Source organism: Achromobacter sp. FW305-C-30-7, from assembly GCF_058783105.1.
Genome location: NZ_JBYSYI010000011.1, coordinates 49,915 through 71,338, shown reverse-complemented (window position 1 = coordinate 71,338; position 21,424 = coordinate 49,915). Strand labels below are relative to the sequence as shown.

21 protein-coding genes are annotated in these 21,424 nt (G+C 66.6%); 3 read left to right on the top strand and 18 right to left on the bottom strand.

Features of this window, described 5'->3' with window-relative positions; genetic code table 11:
• Positions 1 to 36: 36 nt before the first annotated feature.
• From AC3WOB_RS27180 to panD, 12 genes are all read right to left on the bottom strand, one after another.
• Positions 37 to 1,104, bottom strand: coding sequence for a prepilin (locus AC3WOB_RS27180; RefSeq protein WP_492276754.1), 1,068 nt, complete (start codon positions 1,102 to 1,104; stop codon positions 37 to 39).
• Positions 1,101 to 1,721 (bottom strand): type 4 pilus major pilin, encoded by a 621-nt coding sequence (locus AC3WOB_RS27175; protein ID WP_013392814.1) that lies wholly within the window; start codon positions 1,719 to 1,721, stop codon positions 1,101 to 1,103. Before AC3WOB_RS27175 ends, AC3WOB_RS27180 begins: the two co-directional genes overlap by 4 nt.
• Positions 1,722 to 1,783: 62 nt before the next feature.
• Positions 1,784 to 2,920: a hypothetical protein gene (locus tag AC3WOB_RS27170; protein WP_492276753.1), complete on the bottom strand. Its 1,137-nt coding sequence runs from the start codon at positions 2,918 to 2,920 to the stop codon at positions 1,784 to 1,786.
• Positions 2,913 to 4,664: an ATPase, T2SS/T4P/T4SS family gene (locus AC3WOB_RS27165; protein ID WP_492276752.1), complete on the bottom strand. Its 1,752-nt coding sequence runs from the start codon at positions 4,662 to 4,664 to the stop codon at positions 2,913 to 2,915. The genes AC3WOB_RS27170 and AC3WOB_RS27165 overlap by 8 nt, the downstream gene beginning before the upstream one ends.
• The gene (locus tag AC3WOB_RS27160) at positions 4,661 to 5,155 is read right to left on the bottom strand and encodes a hypothetical protein (RefSeq protein WP_492276751.1); all 495 of its coding nucleotides are present in this window, start codon (positions 5,153 to 5,155) and stop codon (positions 4,661 to 4,663) included. Before AC3WOB_RS27160 ends, AC3WOB_RS27165 begins: the two co-directional genes overlap by 4 nt.
• Positions 5,142 to 6,398: a hypothetical protein gene (locus tag AC3WOB_RS27155; RefSeq protein ID WP_492276750.1), complete on the bottom strand. Its 1,257-nt coding sequence runs from the start codon at positions 6,396 to 6,398 to the stop codon at positions 5,142 to 5,144. The genes AC3WOB_RS27160 and AC3WOB_RS27155 overlap by 14 nt, the downstream gene beginning before the upstream one ends.
• A gap of 68 nt (positions 6,399 to 6,466) precedes the next feature.
• Positions 6,467 to 8,059, bottom strand: a complete 1,593-nt coding sequence (locus tag AC3WOB_RS27150; protein ID WP_492276749.1) for a hypothetical protein — start codon at positions 8,057 to 8,059, stop codon at positions 6,467 to 6,469.
• Positions 8,056 to 8,925 (bottom strand): TrbG/VirB9 family P-type conjugative transfer protein, encoded by an 870-nt coding sequence (locus AC3WOB_RS27145; RefSeq protein ID WP_492276748.1) that lies wholly within the window; start codon positions 8,923 to 8,925, stop codon positions 8,056 to 8,058. The genes AC3WOB_RS27150 and AC3WOB_RS27145 overlap by 4 nt, the downstream gene beginning before the upstream one ends.
• Before the next feature lie 191 nt (positions 8,926 to 9,116).
• Complete coding sequence (locus AC3WOB_RS27140) at positions 9,117 to 10,457, bottom strand: extracellular solute-binding protein (protein WP_492276747.1); 1,341 nt, start codon at positions 10,455 to 10,457, stop codon at positions 9,117 to 9,119.
• A 4-nt stretch (positions 10,458 to 10,461) separates the two neighbouring features.
• On the bottom strand, positions 10,462 to 11,718 hold the full coding sequence (locus tag AC3WOB_RS27135) for a D-amino acid dehydrogenase (protein WP_013392806.1): 1,257 nt from the start codon (positions 11,716 to 11,718) through the stop codon (positions 10,462 to 10,464).
• 187 nt (positions 11,719 to 11,905) lie between these two features.
• A complete protein-coding gene (locus AC3WOB_RS27130) occupies positions 11,906 to 12,952 on the bottom strand; it encodes a CDP-6-deoxy-delta-3,4-glucoseen reductase (RefSeq protein WP_492276746.1) in 1,047 nt (348 codons plus the stop codon).
• A 63-nt stretch (positions 12,953 to 13,015) separates the two neighbouring features.
• On the bottom strand, positions 13,016 to 13,384 hold the full coding sequence (gene panD / locus AC3WOB_RS27125; protein WP_013392804.1) for an aspartate 1-decarboxylase: 369 nt from the start codon (positions 13,382 to 13,384) through the stop codon (positions 13,016 to 13,018).
• A gap of 209 nt (positions 13,385 to 13,593) precedes the next feature.
• On the opposite strand from panD, the gene sugE reads away from it, so the two are divergent.
• Positions 13,594 to 13,911: a quaternary ammonium compound efflux SMR transporter SugE gene (sugE, locus tag AC3WOB_RS27120; protein ID WP_013392803.1), complete on the top strand. Its 318-nt coding sequence runs from the start codon at positions 13,594 to 13,596 to the stop codon at positions 13,909 to 13,911.
• Positions 13,912 to 13,935: 24 nt separating this feature from the next.
• Here the strand turns inward: sugE and AC3WOB_RS27115 are convergent, their stop codons facing one another.
• The 6 genes from AC3WOB_RS27115 to AC3WOB_RS27090 all read right to left on the bottom strand — a co-directional run bounded on the left by AC3WOB_RS27115 (position 13,936) and on the right by AC3WOB_RS27090 (position 18,788).
• On the bottom strand, positions 13,936 to 14,808 hold the full coding sequence (locus tag AC3WOB_RS27115) for an MOSC domain-containing protein (RefSeq protein WP_492276745.1): 873 nt from the start codon (positions 14,806 to 14,808) through the stop codon (positions 13,936 to 13,938).
• 94 nt (positions 14,809 to 14,902) lie between these two features.
• Positions 14,903 to 15,829: an ectoine hydroxylase gene (gene thpD, locus AC3WOB_RS27110; protein WP_013392800.1), complete on the bottom strand. Its 927-nt coding sequence runs from the start codon at positions 15,827 to 15,829 to the stop codon at positions 14,903 to 14,905.
• A gap of 23 nt (positions 15,830 to 15,852) precedes the next feature.
• Positions 15,853 to 16,257: an ectoine synthase gene (locus AC3WOB_RS27105; protein WP_013392799.1), complete on the bottom strand. Its 405-nt coding sequence runs from the start codon at positions 16,255 to 16,257 to the stop codon at positions 15,853 to 15,855.
• Positions 16,254 to 17,561 (bottom strand): diaminobutyrate--2-oxoglutarate transaminase, encoded by a 1,308-nt coding sequence (gene ectB / locus AC3WOB_RS27100; RefSeq protein ID WP_013392798.1) that lies wholly within the window; start codon positions 17,559 to 17,561, stop codon positions 16,254 to 16,256. Before ectB ends, AC3WOB_RS27105 begins: the two co-directional genes overlap by 4 nt.
• A gap of 121 nt (positions 17,562 to 17,682) precedes the next feature.
• On the bottom strand, positions 17,683 to 18,243 hold the full coding sequence (gene ectA, locus AC3WOB_RS27095) for a diaminobutyrate acetyltransferase (RefSeq protein WP_042792828.1): 561 nt from the start codon (positions 18,241 to 18,243) through the stop codon (positions 17,683 to 17,685).
• A complete protein-coding gene (locus tag AC3WOB_RS27090) occupies positions 18,240 to 18,788 on the bottom strand; it encodes a MarR family winged helix-turn-helix transcriptional regulator (protein WP_013392796.1) in 549 nt (182 codons plus the stop codon). Before AC3WOB_RS27090 ends, ectA begins: the two co-directional genes overlap by 4 nt.
• A 260-nt stretch (positions 18,789 to 19,048) precedes the next feature.
• Between AC3WOB_RS27090 and AC3WOB_RS27085 the strand changes: the two genes are divergently transcribed.
• Both AC3WOB_RS27085 and AC3WOB_RS27080 read left to right on the top strand, forming a co-directional pair.
• Complete coding sequence (locus AC3WOB_RS27085) at positions 19,049 to 19,981, top strand: MurR/RpiR family transcriptional regulator (RefSeq protein ID WP_207471312.1); 933 nt, start codon at positions 19,049 to 19,051, stop codon at positions 19,979 to 19,981.
• 48 nt (positions 19,982 to 20,029) lie between these two features.
• Positions 20,030 to 21,370: an aspartate aminotransferase family protein gene (locus AC3WOB_RS27080; RefSeq protein WP_492276744.1), complete on the top strand. Its 1,341-nt coding sequence runs from the start codon at positions 20,030 to 20,032 to the stop codon at positions 21,368 to 21,370.
• Positions 21,371 to 21,424: the final 54 nt, after the last annotated feature.

Here is a 21,424-nt window from a genome sequence, read left to right as displayed (position 1 = left end):
GGCGGGGATCCCAGGAAAACCGGCCTCGCGGCAGCCTCAGCGCACGCAGACGTAGCCTGTGGTCCAGCCTTCCGTCTCGGTCCATTTACCGCCCGCTGAAACAATCACGGCCTTGTAGCCGGCGGGGCATGAGCACTCGCCAGTCCGGGGATTCGCAGTGGACGTGCCGCTGTAATGGTAGCAACCCAATGGGTAGTTGAAGCTGTACGCCCCGCCGAAGCCGCCGCTTGCGGGCCCCCAGGCCTGGGACTGGCATGTCAGCAGCTCTCCCTGCTCCGAGGTGGCCATGGCGCCGGTGGCGACATTGCATGGCTGTCCCACGCTGGCGCGCGCGCCGACTGTAAGATGCGAGCCCACCCGCGCCGAGGACGCGACGCTCAGCTCCCCCTGCAGCTGCGGATCGCGCGTATCCCGGATCCTGACGTATCGGTCCAGATCAGGACCGCCAGCGTCCGCTCCCGCCCACAGGGCGAGCGTGCCCGGCGCGTAGGCCGCCCCTCCGGACGCCGCCGGATTGGCGAAACTGAACGCCGCGCCGCGCACCAGACCCGGCGAAGCCGGCCACACCGCCCCGCCATAGCCGCCGGCCGCATCGATAACGGCAGCGATGCCGGTCAAGTCAATGAATTGCGTCCCCGTTTTCAATAACGGCGCGGCGCTGTAGACCAGTCCATCCATCCGACAGCGTTCGCCCGGGCATGCCTGCGACCTGACGATCTGGATCTGCGCCGAAAAACCCATGGAGGACCGCTCGGGAAAATCGGCCGGCAGCAGCCCCAGGCCACGCAATTCGCCCACGGTGGGCGCAAGCGGGTCCGCAAACAGTGGAACCCCCTGTTCGCTACGTGGCAAATCCCCCTTGGCAAGGATGGCGGAATGCCGAGCCAACACCTCGGTTAGCGCCAGGCGGATCTGTGTCAACCATACGCCGGAGGCACGGGCTGCTGCGTCTTCGATCCGCTGCACCACCTGACCGGACGCCCAGATGGCCACCATGGCGCTCAAGGCTAACGTCACCACCAGGCCCGGCAATGAGAACCCGCGCTGACGCAAAGCCGCAGCGGCACCCGATCGAGCCGTGATGCACCACAGCGGCGGGCTCATTTTGCGACGAATACGAAGGTGTTGACGTCGCCCGGGCTGCACTGCGCCTGGGCCAGGGCCGCCCGGTAAGGCACGCTGGGCGTCGCAAACGCGTCCTTCACAAGCCTGAGGCCGCCACCCCCTCCACCGATCGAGATGGTCTCCGACATCCGTTGCAGCACCGAGGCCAACGATGGGCATGCCGCCTGGCTGACGTTGGTCAGCTTGATGGAGAACGCGGAACCCTGTCCCGCGCTGCCGAACGAGGCGGCAGCGACCTCGACCACCCCATTGCCTCCCACGCCGCTGCCGCCCAGGCCATGGGCGATGCGCGCCGCGCCCCCGGACCCATCGATGGCCAGCACGCTGGACTCCCGCAAGGCATTGGCCATGGCGCCGGTGTCCAGGCCGGCATACGGAGTGACCCCGCCCCCCTGCGCATTGGTCTTCATGCTGGCAATGAAACGCTGCAATTCCTCTCCCACCTTGGGCACCTTGTTCTCAACGACGTAGGCGCCGATGGCCGGAATGCCGACGATCGCAATCAACAGGACGATGGCGGTGACGATGGAGACCTCCATCAACGAAAAGCCGCGCTGCCGGCTGGCGCGGAACGGGATTGCGTGTACGTAATGCATGGTTGCTTTCCTCGTGAGATGTAGCGCGCGGGCCGATTGGCGCCGCGTGCCTGATGCAGCCCCTATTGGCTGGCATAGAAATTAGTCAGCGCCTGGCGCAGTTCATCGATCACGCCGTAATGCCAGAGCGTGATGCCCAGCACGGCGCCCACGGACGAGAGCAGCAACGCCCAGCGCAACACCGATGCCTGGCGGCGCACGCGCACCAACAGGCGCGATTCGACGCGCAGCCGCACCTGCACCAGTCCGGCCTCCATGCCCAGGGCATCCATCATGTCGGCCATGTACCACCATGTGTCCGCGTCCAGCAGGCCCGTGCCGAAGATCTCCGGACCGGTCTGGCCGCCGTCTATCCGCCCCAGCATGTCCAGCAGATGCCCATGCATCCAGGGCGCGGCATCGCGGGCCTGCACGGCCAGGGCGCGCCGCAAACGGGTGTCGGCCGCGCCGTGCTGCCTGACCAGCACGGTCAGCAGAGCGAGAAAGCGGATGGCGTGGAAATCCCGGTAAAGCCGCCACAGCAGCCAGCGGTCCAGCCGCGACCGCGCAGCGCCCGTGTAACGCGGCAGCGACCACAGGCTCAGCAAGACCAGGCCCGACAACAGCACCAGCCACAAGGCCAGCCATTGCCGCAGGCCCTGGGCCAAGGCGAACAGCGCGCGGGTCAGCCGGCCATAATCCTCCGCCGGCACGGCCTGGAATACCTGCTGCAAGCGCGGCACGCTGAAAAAGGGAATTGCACATAGCAAGGAGAATGCAACAGCCGCAGCCGCGAGGCCGGCCGCCGCGGCCGAGACCAGCGCCAGCCACGCATCCGACGCCAAGCGCACGGCCCGCGCCACATCCCGCAACGCGGCGGACAGATCGCCGCCCTCTTCCTGCACGCAGCTGAGCAGCACGCACTCGCTCGACGGCAGCGTGTCCGCCCAGGCCGCGCCCAGATCGCCGCCGGCCTCCAGGTACATGCCCGCCCAATGTCTCGACAGCCGGCCGCGCACGGTATCTTCGCCATGACGGCGCGCGTCATCCTCGAAGACGGCGCGCAGATTCTTGCGGCCCTGGGTTCCTTCGACCAGGTCTGCAAGGTACTCGTAATAGTCAGCTCGCCCCGCACGAAAGCGCAGCGCGTCCAGGCGCAACAACAAGGTCCGGCCGGAGGAGGGGCTGAAGGAAAAATGCGGCAGCAACGATCTAGCCATGACCGCCCCCGCCGGCGCCGACGCCGCGCGCAGGCACGGGCGCTGGAAAATCGAAGCGACGCAGCAGGGAACGAGGATCGACTTCTCCGCAACTGACCTTGTACAGAGCGCAGTCCCGCGCCGATGCGCCGCGCGCAGTCTCGCTGCGCCAGACCGTAGGGCCGGCGGCCTCGGCCAGGCGCTTGAGCCCGACATTGTCGCGTGCGCGCACGCGCTCAAAAAAACCTTCGACACGCTCGGGCTCAAGCATTTCGGCTGCCACGCTGCGGCCGGAGATGCCGTTCAACTCAGGCAGTTGCGGCCGCCTGCAAGCGCTGCAACCCGCCGCATTCCTGACCCTGAGCGTGGCGAGATCCAGCAGGAACTCCTGCTGCATCCGCTTCGACCATGCCTGCCAGTCCGGGCGCTTGCCGCCGTCGGCGGCTCTGGACCACAAACTGTCCACGGGCAGCGAACAATGGCTGCACAGGCGCGGCAGCAAGGTCTGGTAGACCAAGAGCTTGAGGATGCCGGGCGTAGCCAGAAAATCTCGCGACACGCCGATCGAATCCGATGCCAAGCGTTCGGGTATCAGCACGGCGCCAGCGGCGTGGGTGGTCGTGTACAGGCTGACGCCGGAGCCGGCCAGGTCCATGAACGCCCGGCCGGTGTCCATGTCCCGGATCTCGCCGATCAGCAGGTCATTCATCGCCGAGCGCTTGATGGTCTTGAGCTTGGCGTCGAACGCCGGCCAGGCTGATTCCGCCAGAGCCCCTCCCAGCGTGTTCTGCAAGGCATTGTCGATGACGTATTCGACCGGATCCTCCAGCGTGATGGCCTTGCGGGTGGGCGCGATGCCGCGCATCAGCGTCGCGATGGTGGTCGATTTGCCGGAGCCGACCACGCCTGCCAGCACGATGGCTCCGCCTTCGCGCTCGCGCGCCCGGGCAAGGATTTCCACCTGCGTGGGCAGGTAGCCCAAGGCCAGCAGATCGGCGTTGGCGGTCGCGTCCAGTCGCAAGATGCGCAAGCAGACCGAAGGCCCGGCATCGGCGGCCAGTGAAGCCCAGCGCAGCACGATGGGTACGCCATCGATGTCCAGCCCGATGCGCCCTTGCTGCTCGAGCGCCGGGTCGAACACCGCGCCGTTGCCTCCCTTGACATCCATCCAGGCCATCGCCAGGACCTCCAGCAGCGTCGCGTTGGACAGGCCCGCAAAGCGTTCCGTGCCCACGTATTCCCCGCCGATGGTGTAGCGAATCTCGCAGGCGGCACGGCGCCGGTTGACGTTGATGTGCACGTCGCTCGCTCCCTGAGCCACGCCCCAGCCCACGATGTCGAGGAACATCGCGGCCAGGGCCGAGGCTCGCTCCTCCTGCCGCTGCTTGCCGCGCCCGGCCAACGCTGGCGCCGCCAACTGCCCGCGGGCGATCATCAACAACAGCGGCGCGGGCAGCTGATAGCGCGGCACGCGCGCCAGCCGATAGCCGCGCGCCAGCACCATGCGCTCGACCTCGTCGATCTGATCGCCCAGTGTGTAGTCCTTTACGGCGAACACAGCGACCTCGCCGCTTTCCAGCAACACGGGACACAGCCTGCCGGCGAGCGCGGCGAGATCGAAGTCGCGCCCGAGCGGCCGCGCGAATGGTGGCTGCAGGCGGGCGATGTCTTCAGGCGTTTGAAGCTGGGGCGGCTCCCAGCCCGCCACCGTGGGAAGCCCCACATCGGCATGCGTCGCGACGGGCTGAAGGGCATGCACGGTCATGGCTGCCCCCTGCCCGCATCGACGCAAGCTGTGCGTTCGGTATCGCCGCGGCGCAACTTCACGCAGCTATCGTCGATGGCCAGCAACAGGTAAGCGCGGCTGTCGACGGCTCCCGCGACAGGTTCACCCCTACCCGCCTGATAGCGGAGTACGGCACCATTGATGGCGATATCGACGCTCAAGTGCCGCGCAAGACCGAAAATCGCCATTACCCGGATCTCGTCGGAGGCCCTGGCGGGTGGCGCTACCGACGCCGCGAACTCGGCCCCCTGACGGCACAAGCCGGGGACCCGGCAGTCCGCCAGGGCAGCCGCCGCATCCGCACGCAGCAAGGCGCGCACGGTTTCGGTCTCTGGCCACGGTCGCGGTTCCTCGGCCTGCGGCGCCGGCTGGCCGTGGGCGGCAGGCACCAGCGCGGCTGACACGAGCAGGCGCCCGATGAAGCCTGCCGCGAGGTGCGGGCGCGCGCCGCCGCCCCTATTCGTGTTCATAGATTTCTCCCTGTAGTTCGGCAACCAGCGTGCTGGAGACGAGGCTCGGCCGGGGTTGCGCCTGGATGTCCAGCGACAAGCGGGACCATTTGGCCGCCACGATGGCGCCATCCAGCAGCGCGAAGGAACGCAGCGGCCCCCGCAAGGTGATGGCGCGGCTGCGGATGGCAGGCCGCGCCGCGTATGTGACGCCAGCCTGCCCAGTGGCAGGCGGCGACTGCATGGGCAAGGGCAACGGCAATGCCGTCGCCAGAACGACGGAAGTAAAGGCCGCCCGCATCCTTTGCAACGCGGCGACCAGCCCGGTGTCGAGCTGCAGCGAGGTGGGCAGAACCAGATCCGCCAGCCATGTCGGCGAGGACGCCGTGCGCCAAGACAGCGTGGCTTCCTCCAGAGGCTGAAATGAAACCTGCCAGCCGACGGGCCGCAGCGCGTGCAGGACGTCGTTGGCAGCCTGAGGATGAGCCCTGACGTAGACAGCGGAACAATTCCAGGCCTGCTCCGCAGCCAGGCAACGCGCGCGGCTCAGCGCCCAGCCGCGCATCTGTATCGGCAATCTGCCCAAACCGTCCAGCAGGCGGGTGACTTCGCCGGGAGCGTGAACCACGGTGCTTCGCAACAGGACCTGGTACGGATCCGGCTGCGGCTCCAGGCCCTGCGGATCGGCATGGGCGGGTGGTTCGCGGCCGGACCATGGGGCTATCAAGCTGCTCCACAATTGCGGAGCAATGGCGGCAACCCCCGCGCAGGCCAGGAACAACCGGAACGCCAGCGGCAGCTCGCCCCAGCGCGACGACAACACGGCCAGGCGCGCGGCCGGGTCCGCCGCCTGCATCAGCAAGGCCCAGGCTTCGCCGGCTTCCTGCGCCGGCAACCCCGGCCGCCGGGCGCGCAACAGCTCCTGTTCGCGCAAGGCTTCGTCGAGCGTGGCGAACACTCTGTCCGCCTGCGACAGCACGGTGCCGCGCTGCGCCGCCACCAACCAGTGCCCGCCGCCGGGCAGGCTGATCAGGCTGTGGCCCCCATCCGGATACAGCAGGGCATACAGTTGCGCGGCCGCCTGGATGTGCCGATGCCCGCCCCGCCCCGCTCGCGAACCGCCACGCCACGACGGACGCACGCGGCCATAACCGGCCACCATGGCCGGCGCTCCGCCCACCACGTAGTGGCTGGCCCGCAAGCGGCGCCCGCGCGAACGCGCCAGCGCGGGAATGTTGGAGCCGATCAGAGCGAACCAACGCAAACCGAATGCCAAGGTGCGGCCTGTGTCTGGAACGTCAAGCAACAAGGAGAGAGGGACCCGTTCCACGCCTAGTACCCTTCCTCGACCTGGGCGGTCACCAGCACCAGGGTCGTCATGCGTTCCGTGGAGGCGCTGTCCAGGCCGCCCGCGATGAGCGGCAGCCCCGGCGCGAGCCGTTGGCGGTCATGCTGGTCCTGGCTGCGGTCGAAACCGGAAACGATGATGGGCTGGCCGGGACGCAGCTCGACCTGCTGCACCGTGCCGTTGCCGTCGATCGTGACCTGCTGCACCTGCACCTGGTTGCCGCGCTCGCCGAAGGTGATGGTCTTCAGGGGCTGGGCGACCGCGTTGTCATAGGCAAGCGACAGCAGGATCTGGCCGTCCTCCTGGATGTCCGGCAACAACGTCAGGAACGAACCTACCGTCTCTTCCTTCTGGCTGATGGATACCGCCGGCAGCGAGCCGTTGGCGCCCCCCGCCGTGGTGCCGGGGACCGCAGTGCTCTGCACCCGGTCGATGTAGCTGAACGTGGTTCTTACCGCGTGCGTGACCGGACGGCGGTTCAGGGTCAGGATAGGAACTTTGTTGTGCCGTACGACGGCTCCCATCGTGCTGAGCGCGGAGACAATGGCCTGCGTGCCCTGGAATGGCCCCCTGGCCATGGAAGCGTCCAGGCTGCCCCCGCCCGCCCCCGCGCCCGCGCCCGGCAGCGCCAGCCGCGCTGCGGCCCCGGCCGCGGCGTAGACGACGTTCCAGTCGATGCCGCCCGAGGTGGCATCGTTGGCGACGACGGTGATTTCCTCGAACACCAGCCGGACCCGGCGGGTCAGCGCCTTGTTCTCGCGCTCGAGGTAGCGAGCGACACGTTCCAGCGCCTCGGGGGTGTCCGTGACGACGATCGAGGTGGCGCCCTCGACCGCGTCGGCCACCACGCCGGAACGCGTCAGGAACGGCGCGATGTTGGCGCGCAGGATAGCCACCGCATCGTGCTGGCCCGCCGACAAGGACGTGTTGGAGGTGCTCTCAAAGCCTTCACCTTCCGGGCTGCCCTCGCGGCCAAGGCGGACATCCACCTTGCTGGTCAGCGACAAGGCGCGCAAATCGAACACGCGGGTCTCGGTGCGGTAGAACTCGAGCGCGTTGTGCTCGTAGCGCCAATGCACCGAGAAGCGCGCGGCCAGCGCGTCGAGCAGGTCGGCCAGCGGCTGCCCGCCAGCGCGGACCTCCAGGCTGACCGGTGCCGGCAGGGACAAGGCGCCGTTGACGGCCAGCCGAGGTAGGAACAATTCCAGCGGCAGCAAGGTATCCGGCCGTACCCGCACTGCGATGCCCGTGGCGGCCGTCAGGCGCTGGGCCAGCGCAGGCAGGTCGGCATCGTCGGCCAGCATCAAGGTGGTCCGCACGTTCTCACGCAATGCGGGCGGCAGCGCCACTTCCCGTGCCAGGGGCTGTGGTTTGCCGGCCAGCCACGGCATGGCGACATCCTGGGCCGCGACGCGTGCGGCGCGGTCCGACAGCCCTTCGACAAAGGCCCGCTGGTGGGCAGCCACCTGGGCCTGACGCGTGTTTGCCGCAAGGCGCTGATCCGCCGCCTGCTGCGACGCCGCGCAGCCGCCCAACACGCCAGAGACAACGACAGACAAGCACAGTATCCGCATCATGCCGCAGCCCCCCCTGGCGCGGCCATCCGCGTGCAGGACTGCGCCAGCGGCACTACGCGCAACACCCGGTTGCCGTAGAAGCATGGCTGCAAGGGCTTTTCGGCGAGCTCGGTGGCGCCCAGCAGTTCGCGCACGGCTGACTTGAAATCGCCGGAGAACTCGGCCGCAGCCGACAAGGGAATGTCCACGTCCACGGCCCAATGCTGCGGCTGGAAGGTCCAGCCGGCGAGGTCCGCCCAGCGCGCAAGAACGGCTCGCAGCGTGGCGTCCGGGGGAGCAGCGCGATAGACCTGCTGCGGCGCCGCCATCGGTGCCGGTGCAGTAGCGCCGGCCGACGCCGCACCGGCCAGTGGTCCGGCGGCTTGCAACGCGCCGATGGCGTGCGACGCCGGCTCGGCAGGCCGCGCCGGGCCGATGCGTTCGGCCGCGGCGGCCAGCGCCAGAGGCGCAGGTTCATCCTGCGGCCTGGTCCCCGCCCCACCTGCCGGCCTGGCGTCCGCGACCGCCGGCACACGCTGCGCGCGGGCCATCAGGCGCCCGCCGCGAAACAGCAGACCGCTCCAGCCTCCTGCCAGCACTACGTAGGGATCGCGCCTGACGTACGGCAAGGCCCGTTCGCCGTCGCTGCCAACACCGAAAATCGCCGGCAACGCCTGCCCCGGCGCGAACTGCAGCCAGGTTTCCTTGCCGTCGTCGAACACCTGCATCGGCGCAACAGAGGGATCGCCGGACAACTGCCAGTCGAAGCGGAAGCCTTGGGCAGCCTGCCGCGAGGCTTCCCATGTCGATGCGGCCGGACTCTTGCCGGCCCCTGTGCAGGCCCCCAGGCAGGACAGCCCTGCCGCCAGGAAGAAGAAACGAACCATGCCTCACCGCGAGCGAAAGGCGCACCGGAATCGATACGCATGAGAGGCATGGTGGACGAGCGGCCAGCGCATCGCCAGACTGGCATGTACGCATGGATGGTTTGGTCGCGCGGCGGCCGGACCAAAAAAAAGCCCGGTCCTGAGACCGGGCTTGCGTCAGGGTGCGGCGACGTGTGCGCCGCCCGCCTGGATCAGCGTTGCGCCGCGATGCTGCGCGCTTGCGTGGCGGCGTTGTTCAGCGCCGCGACCGGCGGCACCTTGCCTTCGAAGGCTTCATTGAGCTGCTGGTTCAGCACAGGCTCGATGCGCTCGTAGTTGGCCATGCGAAAGCCGCGGCTGTTCGCCGTGGGGTTGGAACGCATGGAGGCGATCAGCGCCTGGACGCCCGGAATGCGCTCATAGAACGACACGTCCGAGGCGCGGAAAGCGGCTTCGGTCAGCGGCAGGTAGCCGGTGCGCTGATGCCATTCCGCCGCGATGACGGGCTTGGACAGCCAGGCCAGGAACTGCGCCGTGGCCTTTTCCTCGGCCTGGGGATGGCCTTCCAGTGCCCACAGCGCCGAACCGCTCACGAACGGCTTGCCGCCGTCCTTGGTGACCTGGTCGTAGTAAGGCAGCGGCGCCACGCCGAAGGACAACGACTTGGTATTGAGGAACTGGCCGAACGCGCCGGTATTGGCCGTCAGCACCGCGCATTCGCCCTTGGCGAACAGCTTGTCGCTGGCGTTGTCGCCCGAATGCGCCATGAACAGCAGCGAACGCTTCCAGCTCACCATCAGCGAGATATGGCGCATGTAGAGCGTGTCGAACTGCATGGCGGGCGCGGCCGACTTCTTGGTGACCGCGTCCAGCCCGTTGTTGTTGCTGGTGAACTGCTGGTTGTTGATCGGCGCCAGGTTCTCCAGGTGGACCGTGACCTGGTCGCTGGAGGCGTAGGGGCAGTCGATGTCAGCCACGTCGCGCAGTTTCAGCAGCTCGCCTTGCAGGGCCGTCCAGGTGCGCGCGGGCTTGTTGGGATCCAGGCCGGCCTTCTTGTAGGCAGCGGTGTTGTAGAACATCACCGGCACTTCGGCCATCCAGGGGAAGGCCAGCAGGCGGCCTTTGCTGTCGCGCGTGAAGCTGCTGGTGGCCGGCACGAACCAGTTCAGGTCCTTGATCGGGTACTTGGCCAGCAGTTCATACAGCGGCAGCACGGCTTTGTGCTGGGCGACGACTTCAGGCGAGTGGTTATCGGTCAGCTGCAGCAGGTTCGGGCCCTTCTTGGCCTTCACCGCCGTGACGGCTTCCTGTTCCAGCGCGTTGGACGAGGCGAAGCCGCGCAGCGTCACGCGGACCTGGTCCTGCTCCTTGTTGTATTGCTTGGCGAGCTTTTCGAACTCGGCCTTGTTTGCGTCGGTCAGCGTGTGCCAGACCTGGATTTCGACCGCGGCGGCATTCGCCGCGCCGGCCATCGCCATGGCGGCGCCGAACAACCATGCGCGCCGGCTGGCGAACATCGCGCGGGCAACGCCCGCCAATTGCAGATTCTTCATAGGTTCACAGACCAAGAAAAGGAAACTCCGGTTCCGGCCGCCGTCCGCTGAGCAGATCGGCCAATGCCCGGCCCGAGCCAACGCCCATCGTCCAACCGAGCGTACCGTGTCCTGTGTTGACGTACAGGTTGGGAATACGGCTGCGGCCGATGATGGGCACATTCGAGGGAGTGGACGGGCGCAAGCCCGACCAGTAACTGACGCGCTCGAAATCGAGCGCATCGGGAAAAAGTTCGCGCGCCAGCCGGGTCATGGCTTCGCAGCGGCCGGTATTCAGGCTGCGGGAATAGCCCGACAGCTCCGCGGTTCCGGCCATGCGCAGCCGGTCGCCCAGGCGCGAGAAAACGACCTTGTGGCTGCTGTCCGTCAGGCTGACCGTAGGCGTGGCGTCCGGCTTGATGACCGGGAACGTCGCCGAATAGCCCTTGGCCGGATAGACATTGCAAGGCACGCCCAGCGGCCGCAGCAGATAGGGACTGAAACTGCCCATCGCCACGACGTAGGCATCGGCCGACACGACGCCGTAACGGCCGTCGGGCTCGATGATTTCGATGCTTTGCACCGCGCCGCCCTCGGTCAGCAGGCGCGTGGCGCGCGTGCTGTAGCGGAATTCGACGCCGGCCCGGGCGCAATGCTCGGCCAGGGCCACGGTGAACAGGTGTACGTCGCCGCTTTCGTCCTCGGGCGTGTAATCGCCGCCGACGATGGTCTGGCGGTGCGGCGCCAGCGCAGGCTCGATGGCGATGACTTCGTCGGCCGAAACCACGCGGCGTTCCACGCCGAAATCGCGCATGAGGCCGGCGGCGCGCTGCGAATTTTCGAATTCGTGCGGGTCGCGGTAGAAATTCAGGATGCCGCGTTCCAGGTGGTCGTACTGGATACCGAGTTCCGCGCGCATGCCGCGCAGAGTCGCGCGGCTGTATTCCGCCATGCGGACCATGGCGCGGATATTCGGAGCCAGGCGGCTGGGCAGGCACTCGCGCAGGAACGACAGCCCCCACATCCATTGCCGCCAATCCAGCTGCGGACGGAACAGCAGCGGGGCATCATCCTGGAACATCCATTTGAGCAACTTGAACGGGGCTTGCGGGTTGGCCCAGGGTTCGGCATAGGAAACCGAGATCTGGGCGCCATTGGCCAGGCTGGTTTCCTGGGCGGGACCGGTGCAGCGATCTATGACCACGACGTCGTGGCCGGCCTGGTTCAGCCACCAGGCGCTGGAGATTCCGATGATGCCGCCACCCAATACCGCTACTTTCATGCCCGCATTGCTCCTTGCGTGCCAACTCGGATCGCCGACCCTATGTCCACGATCCATGGCAAGCTGCTGCCACGGCAGTTTACCCTGGCGCTTTGCCCGCGCCTACGGAATAAAAAGGGGCGGAAGTCACAAACCTTTCCAGGCCCGCTCGTTCCCCCCCTGCTCGCTCATGCCCTGTTACTCAACACTAGGGCGCGGCCCGGGCCAGGTCCGCTTCGGACGTGAAGGCGTCGGCGTAGAACTCGTCCGCCGGCAGTCCGTTCTGAGCGCTGAATTCGCGCCTTGCGGCGTCCACCATCAGCGGCGTGCCGCAGGCGTAAACCTGATGGCCCGACAGGTCCGCAATGTCCTGCATGACGGCTTCGTGGACGAAGCCGGTGCGCCCCGTCCAACCGTCTTCCTGCAAGGCATTGGACACCACGGGCACATAGCGAAAATCGGGCAGCATGCCCGCCCACGACTGCGCCAGCGCGTCCATGTAGAGGTCGTGCGGACGGCGCCCCCCCCAATACAGGGCCACGGGGCGCTTGATGTTGTGGTGGATCATATGCTCGACGATGGCCTTGACCGGGGCGAAGCCCGTGCCGCTGGCCAGGAGCACGACGGGCTTGTCGCTGTCTTCGCGCAGGAAAAAGGAGCCGAACGGCCCTTCCAGGCGCAGGATTTCGCGCTCTTTCATCTGCGTGTCGCCGGCGCCGAACACGTGGTCGGTAAACACGCCGCCGGGCATGTGCCGGATGTGCAGTTCGAGGGGGCTGCCGGTATGCGGCGCGCCGGCCATCGAATAGCTGCGCCGGCGGCCGTCCTTCAGGATGACTTCGATGTACTGGCCGGCGTAGTAGCGGAACTGCTCGGACGCCGGCAGCTGCAGCTTGATCACCGTGACGTCCGGGGCCACGCGTTCCAGCGTCTGCACGCGCGACGGCAGCTTGCGGATCTGGATGTCGCTGGCCAGGCGGACTTCGGTGGATTCGACCACCATGTCGGATTCAGGCCGGGCCTGGCAGAACAGCGTGTAGCCGTCGGCCAGCTCTTCGGGCGAAAGAATCTGCGCGGGGTACTGCCCCGCGTCGAACTCCCCGGACACCACGCGGCCCTTGCAGGTGGAGCAGGCGCCGTTGCGACAGCTGTACGGCAGGACGATGCCAGCGGCCAGCGCGCCATCGAGCACGGTCTGGCCGGGTTCGACGGGGAATTGGTGCTGGCTGGGTTGGATGATGACCTGGAAGCTCATGATGAAACGGTTCAGGGTGTTAGCGGAGCGCCTCGTTCGCGAGGCGCTCCGCCCGGCCCGGCCTCAGGCCGGGAACTTGCGGATTTCCTTGACGCGGTTGGCGTCGTCCACCAGCACCACCAGCGGCTTGTGCGTGGCCGAGTCGGCCTCGGACATCGGGCCGTAGGTGCAGATGATCATCAGGTCGCCGACCTGGGCGCGGCGCGCGGCGGCGCCGTTCAAGGAGATGGCGCCGCTGCCGCGGGCCGCCTTGATGATGTAGGTGTCGAAACGTTCACCGTTGGTGACGTTGTAGAGCTCGATGCGTTCGAACTCGCGCATGCCGGCAGCGTCCAGCAAGTCTTCGTCGATGCCACACGACCCTTCGTAGTGCAGGTCGGCCTCGGTGACCGTGACGCGGTGCAGTTTTGCCCGCAGCATGATGCGTTGCATGATTGATATCCTGGTTTCGCGTCCCGGAACGCGAAGTGTTGCTAGAGTGATGCCCGGCACCCGGTTTTGCCGTATGAACCCGGTATTCTATAATTTTTGCCGCAGCGGGACGGCCCGTTGCCGCGCGCGGCCGGACGGCCGGTGCGTTTGATACTGGGGACGGCCCCTCGCGCCGGCGGCAAGCCGGCAACACAAGCGTAGGAGTCGTAATGACCTGGATCATCCTGGTACTCGCAGGCCTGTTTGAAATCGTCTGGGCCGTAGGCCTGAAATATACCCACGGATTCACCCGCTTCTGGCCTTCGGCCATCACCGCCGGAGGCATGGCCATCAGCGTCTGGCTGCTGGCGGTGGCGATGAAATCCCTGCCGCTGGGCACCGCCTACGCGGTATGGGTGGGCATAGGCACGATCGGCGCCTTCGTGGCCGGCATCGTGCTGTTCGGCGAGTCCACCAGCTGGATGCGCATCGCCAGCGTGGCCCTCATCGTGCTCGGCCTGGTAGGCCTGAAGCTGTCCTCGGCTTGAGGCCCCGGCGGCGGGGGCGCGGGATCAGAAATCCAGTTCGATTCCGACCTCGTCGCCCACCTTCAGGCGCGCGCCTGCGGGCGCGTCGAGGATGGCGTTCTGGCCGAACACCACGCCGATCTCCAGATTGCGGTAGCCCGCCAGCGTGCGGCCGGGTTCTTCGTATTGCTGGGCGGTATTCTGGTCGATATCGGGAATCGAGCAACGGGTGCAAGGCTTGACGAAAGCCATCTTCACCCCTGCAGCCTCGATCATGGCGGTGTGGTCTTCCTCGAAGGCTTCCCATTCGCCCTGCACGACGATATTGGGGCGGAAGCGGTCCATGGGCACCGGCGCCACGCCCTTGGCCTGCAGGCGGGCATTCAGATCGTCCAGCGAGGCCTGGTTGGCCACCAGCAACGGAAAGCCATCGGCAAAGCCGAAACAGTGCTGGCCCGCGAACGGTTCCGCCAGGTCGGGATGCGCGTCCAGCCAGCGCGACACCCAATCCGGCTTGGCATTGCGTTGCGCGGCCGCGTCCACCTTGTACAGGCGGCACGGCGTCTTGAGGAAATCGGAAAACCACAGCCCAGCCGCCGCGCTTTCGCGCCGGCCGGAAGTGGTATCGCTCCAGACGGCCACGGACTGCGCCTCTGGTTCCAGTCCCGAGCCGTCCAGGGCCACGTCCAGATCGGGCATGCCCGGCGCGGACAGGCGCAGCGTATCTGCCGTAAGCGCCGTGCGGATCAGCGCCATCGCGGGCCATTGCCGCTGCGTCATGAACTGGCCATCGGCGCCGATCAGCATCCAGCGGCGGTCATGGGCCAGCCCCGCGCGGTCGATGGGCGCTTCGTCCAGCGCGATGCCCGCGCAGGATTTGACCGGGTAGATGTGCAGGCTGAGGATGCGGGCAGACATGGCTTGCGGGATCTCGATGTAGCGGAGTGCGCAGAGAATAGCAGAGGCCCACAAGAAAATGCCCAGGCAGCGCCTGGGCATTTACACAGGGGGTTCAGCCCCCGACCAGCTTCAGGGTATCCAGCGGCGTGACTGCCTTGAATCCCTTGCGCGTCGCGATGTGCTCGGGACGCGGCGTCAGCCCGTACTTGGGCGGGTTCAAGGTGTTGTCCATGCTGTTGTAGACCATGAACACGTTGGCGCGCGGCCAGGGCGAGATATTGCTGTTGGAGCCGTGCATCGTGTTGCAGTCGAAGAACACCACCGAGCCGGCCTTGGCCGTCATGGAGCGGATGCCGCCCTGCTCCACCAGCAGTTGCAGGCTGACCGGATCCGGCACGCCGTATTCCTGCTTCTTCAGCGACTGCTTGTAATGATCATTCGGCGTTTCACCCACGCACGAAATGAACTGCCGATGCGAACCGGGCACCAGCATCAGAGGGCCGTTGCACTCATTGTTGTCGGTCAGCAGCACCGAGCAGCTGAGGGCGCGCATCGCCGGCATGCCGTCCTCGACGTGCCAGGTCTCGAAGTCGGAGTGCCAGTAGAACTCCTTGCCCTTGAAGCCCGGCTTCATGTTGGCGCGCGACTGGTGGATGTACACCTCGGAGCCCAGGATCTGCCGCGCCACGTTGACCAGCCGCGGATCGCGCACCAGGCGCGACAGGATGGGATTGAGCACGTGCACCATGAAGATCGAGCGCACCGCATTGCTGCCGGGCTCGGTGATGGACTCTTCGCGGCGGACGATCGAGGGGTCGCGCGTCATGCGCTCGACCTCGGTGGACAAGGCGCGGATTTCATCGTCGGAGAACAGGTTCTCCAGCAGGATGAAACCGTCGCGCTCGTATTGCTCGACCTGGCCGGCATTCAATGCGCTGGCGTACTGGCCGTTTTCATAGACCACCGGATCCTGGCGGGCAATGATGGCGGAACTTCGATCCGTACGGGAGGCGTACGGATCCTGTGCAGGTGAGATCATGCGAACCTCCTTGTATGTGTATGTCAGGCCGCTTGGGCCTCGGCCTCGGGCAAGGCGTAGACACCTTCCTTGTCGTGCACTTCCTGGCCGGTCAGCGGCGGGTTGAAGACGCAGATGACACGCAGCGGCTCCTTGCCGCCGCACAGCCAGTGCTCGTCGTTTTCGTTCAGGGCATAGACCACGCCGGGTCCCAGGTCGTACTTCTTGCCATCGGCGATGGTCTCGATGGAGCCGTCGCCTTCAATGCACCACACCGCTTCAAGATGGTTCTTGTAGTGGATGTGGGTGCGGCCGCCCGGGAAGATGGTGGTCTCGTGAAAGGAGAAGCCCATGCCGTCCTTCTTCAGCAGCACGCGGCGGCTGACCCAGGTGTCGGTGCGGACTTCGTCGGCGGTGCCGATCACATCTTTGACATTGCGTACGATCATTGACGTTTTCCTCCAAATTTCAGGATGCGGGCGGACTGCCCTTCTTCGGCGAGCGCTTCCGCGACGCTGGCTTCGATCACGTCCAGGCCCTTGCTCAGCAGTTCTTCCTCGATGGTCAGGGCGGGCAGCAGCTTCAGCACTTCGTCCTGCGCGCCCGAGGTCTCGATCACCACGCCCTTCTTGAAGGCGTTCTGCGCGATGCGGTTGGCCAGCGCGGGCGTGGCGTTGCACACCAGCCCCTGGATCAGGCCGCGGCCGCGCGCCGACAGGCCGGCGTTGGGATAGCTATGCACCAGGTTCTCCAGCCAGTCGCGCACCTGGCGCTCCTTGCGCTGGATCTCGGCGGTGAAGGCGGTATTGGCCCAATAGGTTTCCAACGCCTGGGTCGCGGTGACGAAAGCCAGGTTGTTGCCGCGGAAGGTGCCGCTATGAGCGCCCGGCTTCCAGACGTCCAGCTCGGGCTTCATCAGCACCAGCGACATCGGCAGGCCGAAGCCCGACAGCGACTTGGACAGGGTGATGATGTCGGGCCGGATGCCGGCGGCCTCGAAGCTGAAGAAGGTGCCGGTGCGGCCGCAGCCGACCTGGATGTCGTCCACGATCAGCAGCATGTCGTGGCGCTTGCACAGCTTTTCCAGTTCCTTCAGCCAGCGCAGCGTCGCCACGTTGACGCCGCCCTCGCCCTGCACCGTTTCCACGATGACGGCGGCGGGCTTGTCCATGCCGCTGCTGGGATCTTCCAGCATGCGCTCCAGGTAGGCCATGGTGTCCACGTCCGGACCGAAGTAGCCGTCGTAGGGCATGAAGGTGGTGTTGCCCAGGGCATAGCCGGACGCCTCGCGGAACTTCATGTTGGCCGTCACCGCCAGCGAACCGCCGCTCACGCCGTGAAAGCCATGGGTGAACGAGATGACGTTGGGACGCCCCTTCACCTGGCGCGCGATCTTCAGCGCGGCTTCCACCGCGTTGGTGCCGGTCGGGCCGGTGAACTGCAAGGTGTATTGCCAGTTGCGCGGCTTGAGCAGCACGCGGTCCACCGTCTCCAGGAAACGCTTCTTCGCGCTGGTGGCCATGTCCAGGCCATGCACCACGCCGTCCGACTGGACGTACTCCAGCAGCTTTTCCTTGAGAACAGGATTGTTGTGGCCATAGTTCAGCGTGCCGGCGCCGCTGAAGAAATCGATGTATTCGGTGCCGTCCTCATCGATCAGGGTCGAGCCCCTGGCCTGGCTGAATATCACGGGGAACGACCGGATGTAGCCCCGTACCTCCGACTCCATCCGGTCAAAGATCTTCAAGTCCATGATTAATCCTCCCTTTCATCTCATAAGTGGACGGACGGCCAGAGCCCTTCCGGGTGCGCGGACGCATCCGGATCGGCCAACCATCCCGGTATTCGATAAGACCGCTGGGCTTGCGCCGCCCCTAGGGGGCCGGCAAGGCGAACGGACCTATCCTCAACAACATCTCGTCGTCATGGTCCGCGCCGCCGAACAGTTGCCGGTCGAAGAACGGCTGTTCGGAGACGTGGGCGCCGAGTTCGCCGGCCAGGCCGGCAAAGCTGCGGCGCGATGCCTGGTTGTCAGGCCCCACCGTGGTTTCGAGATAGCGGACATGCTCGAGACCCTTGCGGCGCAAGAGCTCGCGTAGCATGGCGCGGCCCAGTCGATGGCCGCGTGCGCGGGTGTGCACCGCGACCTGCCAGACAAACAAGGTGTCGGGCCGGTCCGGGATCACGTATGCGGAGATAAAACCGTCGATGCGTCCGCCGGCGCTTTCGGCCAGGACGCAGGTGTCGCGGAAGTGCTCAGCGAGGAGCAGGTACGCGTAGAGGGAATTCAGGTCGAGCGGCGGGCACTCGGAAATGAGGCGGTGGATGGCGGCGCCGTCTTTGCGGTCGGGCAGACGCATGGTATGGGTCTGCGCGCTGACCGCCGGCGCCACGGCACTTGAGAGGGTTGGGGTATCCAGTTCGTTTTTCTTCATGCAACGATTCCTGATTCAGGGGGTGCCCCGCCCGTGGGCACTTCAAGGATGGGCGAAGACACATCGCCATGCGTCTCGACGGCGGCCTGGCCGTCCTGTTCCATGAGCGCCACGATGCGCTCCAGGGACAGCGTGATGGTGGCCTGTTCAAGTTCGGGCAAGGCGTTGAGCGCGTCGGCCAGGTGCTTTTGCAACGGCGACGGCGCGCCTTGCGCCAGGTCGCGGCCCGCGTCGGTGGCCGTGACGAATACGATGCGGCGGTCTTCGCGGCCGCGTTCGCGGCGGATCAAGCCCTTGTCTTCCAGGCGATCCAGGATCCCGACCACGGTACTGGGACTGACGTGCATTTCGCGGCTGATGGCGGTTGCCGTCATCGGCCCGTTGGCCATGACCGTGCGCAGGCACATCAGCTGCGGCGCCGTGATGTGGCTGACGGCGGACAGCTGGCGCGAATGCAAGGCGATGGAACGCGTGATGCGGCGCAAGGCCCGCAAGATGCGCAAATCGTATTGCTGTGAAGGATCGGATTTCGCGGCGTCAGTCATGGGAAAAAGAAGGTTCGGTCAAATTCATTTCTACACAAATGATATGCGCACGATTCATTCCCGTCAAACAAAAATCCCGTTGCATGATGTAAGTAAATAAGCGCTGATTTGCGGAGGATAACGGTGGATTTCATGGAATTACCTGCGTGACGCTTCTTTTGTCCGCCCCTGCGTTCTAGGTGAAAATCCTTATAAAAACATATGTTTTTTTATCAACCACAGATTTATCATCTGTTTTTTATGAAAACCTGCTGCCGTACATGTCCTTGCCGTCCGACCTTCTCCTGACCCTCCAGGAAAAACTGGAACAGTTGCCCCCGGAACTACAGCGGGCGGCGCACTGGGTCGTGGCGCATCCCGCCGAGGTCGGCCTGTGGTCCATGCGGCGCCAGGCGCAGACCCTGGGCGTGGCGCCGGCGACGATGCTGCGGCTGGCGCGCGCCGTTGGCTTTTCCAGCTACGAAGACTTCCGCCTGCCCTTCCAGCAGGCCTTGGCGGGACAAGCCACGCCGGGGCTGCGCGACCGTGCCGCCGCCTTGCAGGCCGCAGCGGGCGAACCCGCCGCGCCCGGGCACGATGTGCTGACCGACTACCAGATCCAGGCCATGAGCTCCGTCTGCGCACTGAATCCGCCCTCTGCCTTCGACGCCGCGGTGCAGACCCTGCTGGAGGCCAGGCAGGTCGGCTTCCTGGGCACCCGCTCGGCCTTCGGCATTGCCTTCCAGATGCGTTACGCCTACCAGCTGGTGCGGCGCAACAGCATGCTCATAGACGGCCTGGGCGGCGCACCCGCCGAGCAGGCCGACAACCTGGGGACGGGCGATGCGCTGATCGTGATTTCGCAAGCGCCCTATCCCACCGCCACCGTGCAGCTGGCCCGCCAGGCCGCACAACGCGGCGTGGCGCTGATCGCGCTGACCGATGATCCCTTGTCGCCGCTTGCCGTCGACGCCCGCCATACCCTGCGCTTCGCGCCGCCGGATCGCGAAGGCGTGCGGGCGCGCCCGGCGCGCCAAGGTCCCGGTTCGTTCTTCCACACCACGGCTGGGCTGCTCGGCCTGGCCGAGCACCTGATCGCGCGTCTGACCGCGCGCGGCGGCGACGAAGTGCTGAACCGCTTGACCGAAGTGGAACAACGCCTGCTCAACGACAACGTCTACTGGAGCAGCGCCCCGCCGCGCCGCCCCGCCTGATACCCCGCCCGGATTCGCCTTCAACCTCTTGCATTGCGGAATTGCCCCATGAGCCACACCCATGTCATGCATCGTTCATTACGCCAGACGCCTCCCGTCGCGGTCCGCGGCCAGGGCGTGTGGGTCTATGACAGCGCCGGCCGCTCCTACCTCGACGGTTCGGGCGGCGCGGCGGTCTCCTGCCTGGGACACAACCACCCCGACGTCCAGGCTGCGATGCACGCGCAGATCGACGCGCTGGCCTATGCCCACACCAGCTTCTTCACGACCGAGGTCGCAGAGCAACTGGCAGAGCGGCTGGTGGCCGACGCGCCAGAAGGCGTCTCCCATGCCTACTTCGTCTCGGGCGGATCGGAAGCCGTCGAAGCCGCGCTGAAAATGGCGCGGCAGTACTTCGTGGAAATCGGCCAGCCGGAACGCCGCCACATCGTCGCGCGGCGCCAGAGCTATCACGGCAACACGCTGGGCGCGCTGGCGGTGGGCGGCAACGCCTGGCGCCGCGCGCAGTTCGCGCCGCTCCTGATCGAAGTCGAACATGTCTCGCCCTGCTACGCCTACCGCGACCAGCGCGAGGGCGAAAGTCCCGAGCAATACGGCGAGCGCCTGGCGCAGGAGCTGGAGCAGACCTTCGAACGACTGGGTCCGGACACGGTGATGGCCTTCGTGGCCGAACCGGTGGTCGGCGCCACCGCTGGCGCCGTCACGGCGGTGCCAGGCTATTTCCGGCGTATCCGCGAAGTCTGCGACCGCCACGGCGTGCTGCTGATCGCCGACGAGGTCATGTGCGGCATGGGCCGCACCGGCACGCTGTACGCGGTCGAACAGGAAGGCATCAGTCCCGACCTGATCACCATCGCCAAGGGCCTGGGCGGCGGCTATCAGCCGATCGGCGCGGTGATGGTTCAGCAGCGCATCGTGGACGCCATGCAGCAAGGCAGCGGCTTCTTCCAGCACGGCCACACCTACCTGGGCCATGCGATCGCCTGCGCCGCATCGCTGGCCGTGCAGGACGTGATCCGGCGCGACGGCCTGCTGGCGCGCGTGCAAGCGCAGGGCGCAGGCTTGCGCCAGCGGCTGGACAGCGCGCTGGGCGCGCATCCGCATGTGGGCGACATCCGCGGCCGGGGCCTCTTCATGGGCGTCGAGCTGGTGCAGGACCGCGCCAGCAAGCAGACCTTCGACCCGGCGCTGTCGCTGCATGCGCGCATCAAACGCGAGGCCATGGCCCTTGGCCTGATGGTCTACCCGATGGGCGGCACCATCGACGGCCGCCAGGGCGACCACGTGCTGCTCGCCCCGCCCTTCATCATTTCCGACGATGAGCTGGACCAGTTAACCGAACGTCTGGTCGGCGCCATCGACGCCGCCATTGCGCAGACGCGGGCCTAGAGCCTGCTTGCCTGCAAGCGCGGCGGACGTCGAGCCGCCGCGCCGCCCGCCTGG

Bases quoted from the DNA above. Each gene is read 5' to 3' on its own strand.
- sugE (WP_013392803.1), top strand. From the start codon at position 13,594: ATGACCTGGATCATCCTGGTACTCGCAGGCCTGTTTGAAATCGTCTGG.
- AC3WOB_RS27140 (WP_492276747.1), bottom strand. From the start codon at position 10,457: ATGAAGAATCTGCAATTGGCGGGCGTTGCCCGCGCGATGTTCGCCAGC.
- ectA (WP_042792828.1), bottom strand. From the start codon at position 18,243: ATGAAGAAAAACGAACTGGATACCCCAACCCTCTCAAGTGCCGTGGCG.
- AC3WOB_RS27105 (WP_013392799.1), bottom strand. From the start codon at position 16,257: ATGATCGTACGCAATGTCAAAGATGTGATCGGCACCGCCGACGAAGTC.
- AC3WOB_RS27145 (WP_492276748.1), bottom strand. From the start codon at position 8,925: ATGGTTCGTTTCTTCTTCCTGGCGGCAGGGCTGTCCTGCCTGGGGGCC.
- AC3WOB_RS27135 (WP_013392806.1), bottom strand. From the start codon at position 11,718: ATGAAAGTAGCGGTATTGGGTGGCGGCATCATCGGAATCTCCAGCGCC.
- AC3WOB_RS27180 (WP_492276754.1), bottom strand. From the start codon at position 1,104: ATGAGCCCGCCGCTGTGGTGCATCACGGCTCGATCGGGTGCCGCTGCG.
- thpD (WP_013392800.1), bottom strand. From the start codon at position 15,829: ATGATCTCACCTGCACAGGATCCGTACGCCTCCCGTACGGATCGAAGT.
- AC3WOB_RS27115 (WP_492276745.1), bottom strand. From the start codon at position 14,808: ATGTCTGCCCGCATCCTCAGCCTGCACATCTACCCGGTCAAATCCTGC.
- AC3WOB_RS27085 (WP_207471312.1), top strand. From the start codon at position 19,049: ATGTCCTTGCCGTCCGACCTTCTCCTGACCCTCCAGGAAAAACTGGAA.
- AC3WOB_RS27130 (WP_492276746.1), bottom strand. From the start codon at position 12,952: ATGAGCTTCCAGGTCATCATCCAACCCAGCCAGCACCAATTCCCCGTC.
- AC3WOB_RS27090 (WP_013392796.1), bottom strand. From the start codon at position 18,788: ATGACTGACGCCGCGAAATCCGATCCTTCACAGCAATACGATTTGCGC.
- ectB (WP_013392798.1), bottom strand. From the start codon at position 17,561: ATGGACTTGAAGATCTTTGACCGGATGGAGTCGGAGGTACGGGGCTAC.
- AC3WOB_RS27165 (WP_492276752.1), bottom strand. From the start codon at position 4,664: ATGACCGTGCATGCCCTTCAGCCCGTCGCGACGCATGCCGATGTGGGG.
- AC3WOB_RS27150 (WP_492276749.1), bottom strand. From the start codon at position 8,059: ATGATGCGGATACTGTGCTTGTCTGTCGTTGTCTCTGGCGTGTTGGGC.
- AC3WOB_RS27175 (WP_013392814.1), bottom strand. From the start codon at position 1,721: ATGCATTACGTACACGCAATCCCGTTCCGCGCCAGCCGGCAGCGCGGC.
- AC3WOB_RS27080 (WP_492276744.1), top strand. From the start codon at position 20,030: ATGAGCCACACCCATGTCATGCATCGTTCATTACGCCAGACGCCTCCC.
- AC3WOB_RS27160 (WP_492276751.1), bottom strand. From the start codon at position 5,155: ATGAACACGAATAGGGGCGGCGGCGCGCGCCCGCACCTCGCGGCAGGC.
- panD (WP_013392804.1), bottom strand. From the start codon at position 13,384: ATGCAACGCATCATGCTGCGGGCAAAACTGCACCGCGTCACGGTCACC.
- AC3WOB_RS27170 (WP_492276753.1), bottom strand. From the start codon at position 2,920: ATGGCTAGATCGTTGCTGCCGCATTTTTCCTTCAGCCCCTCCTCCGGC.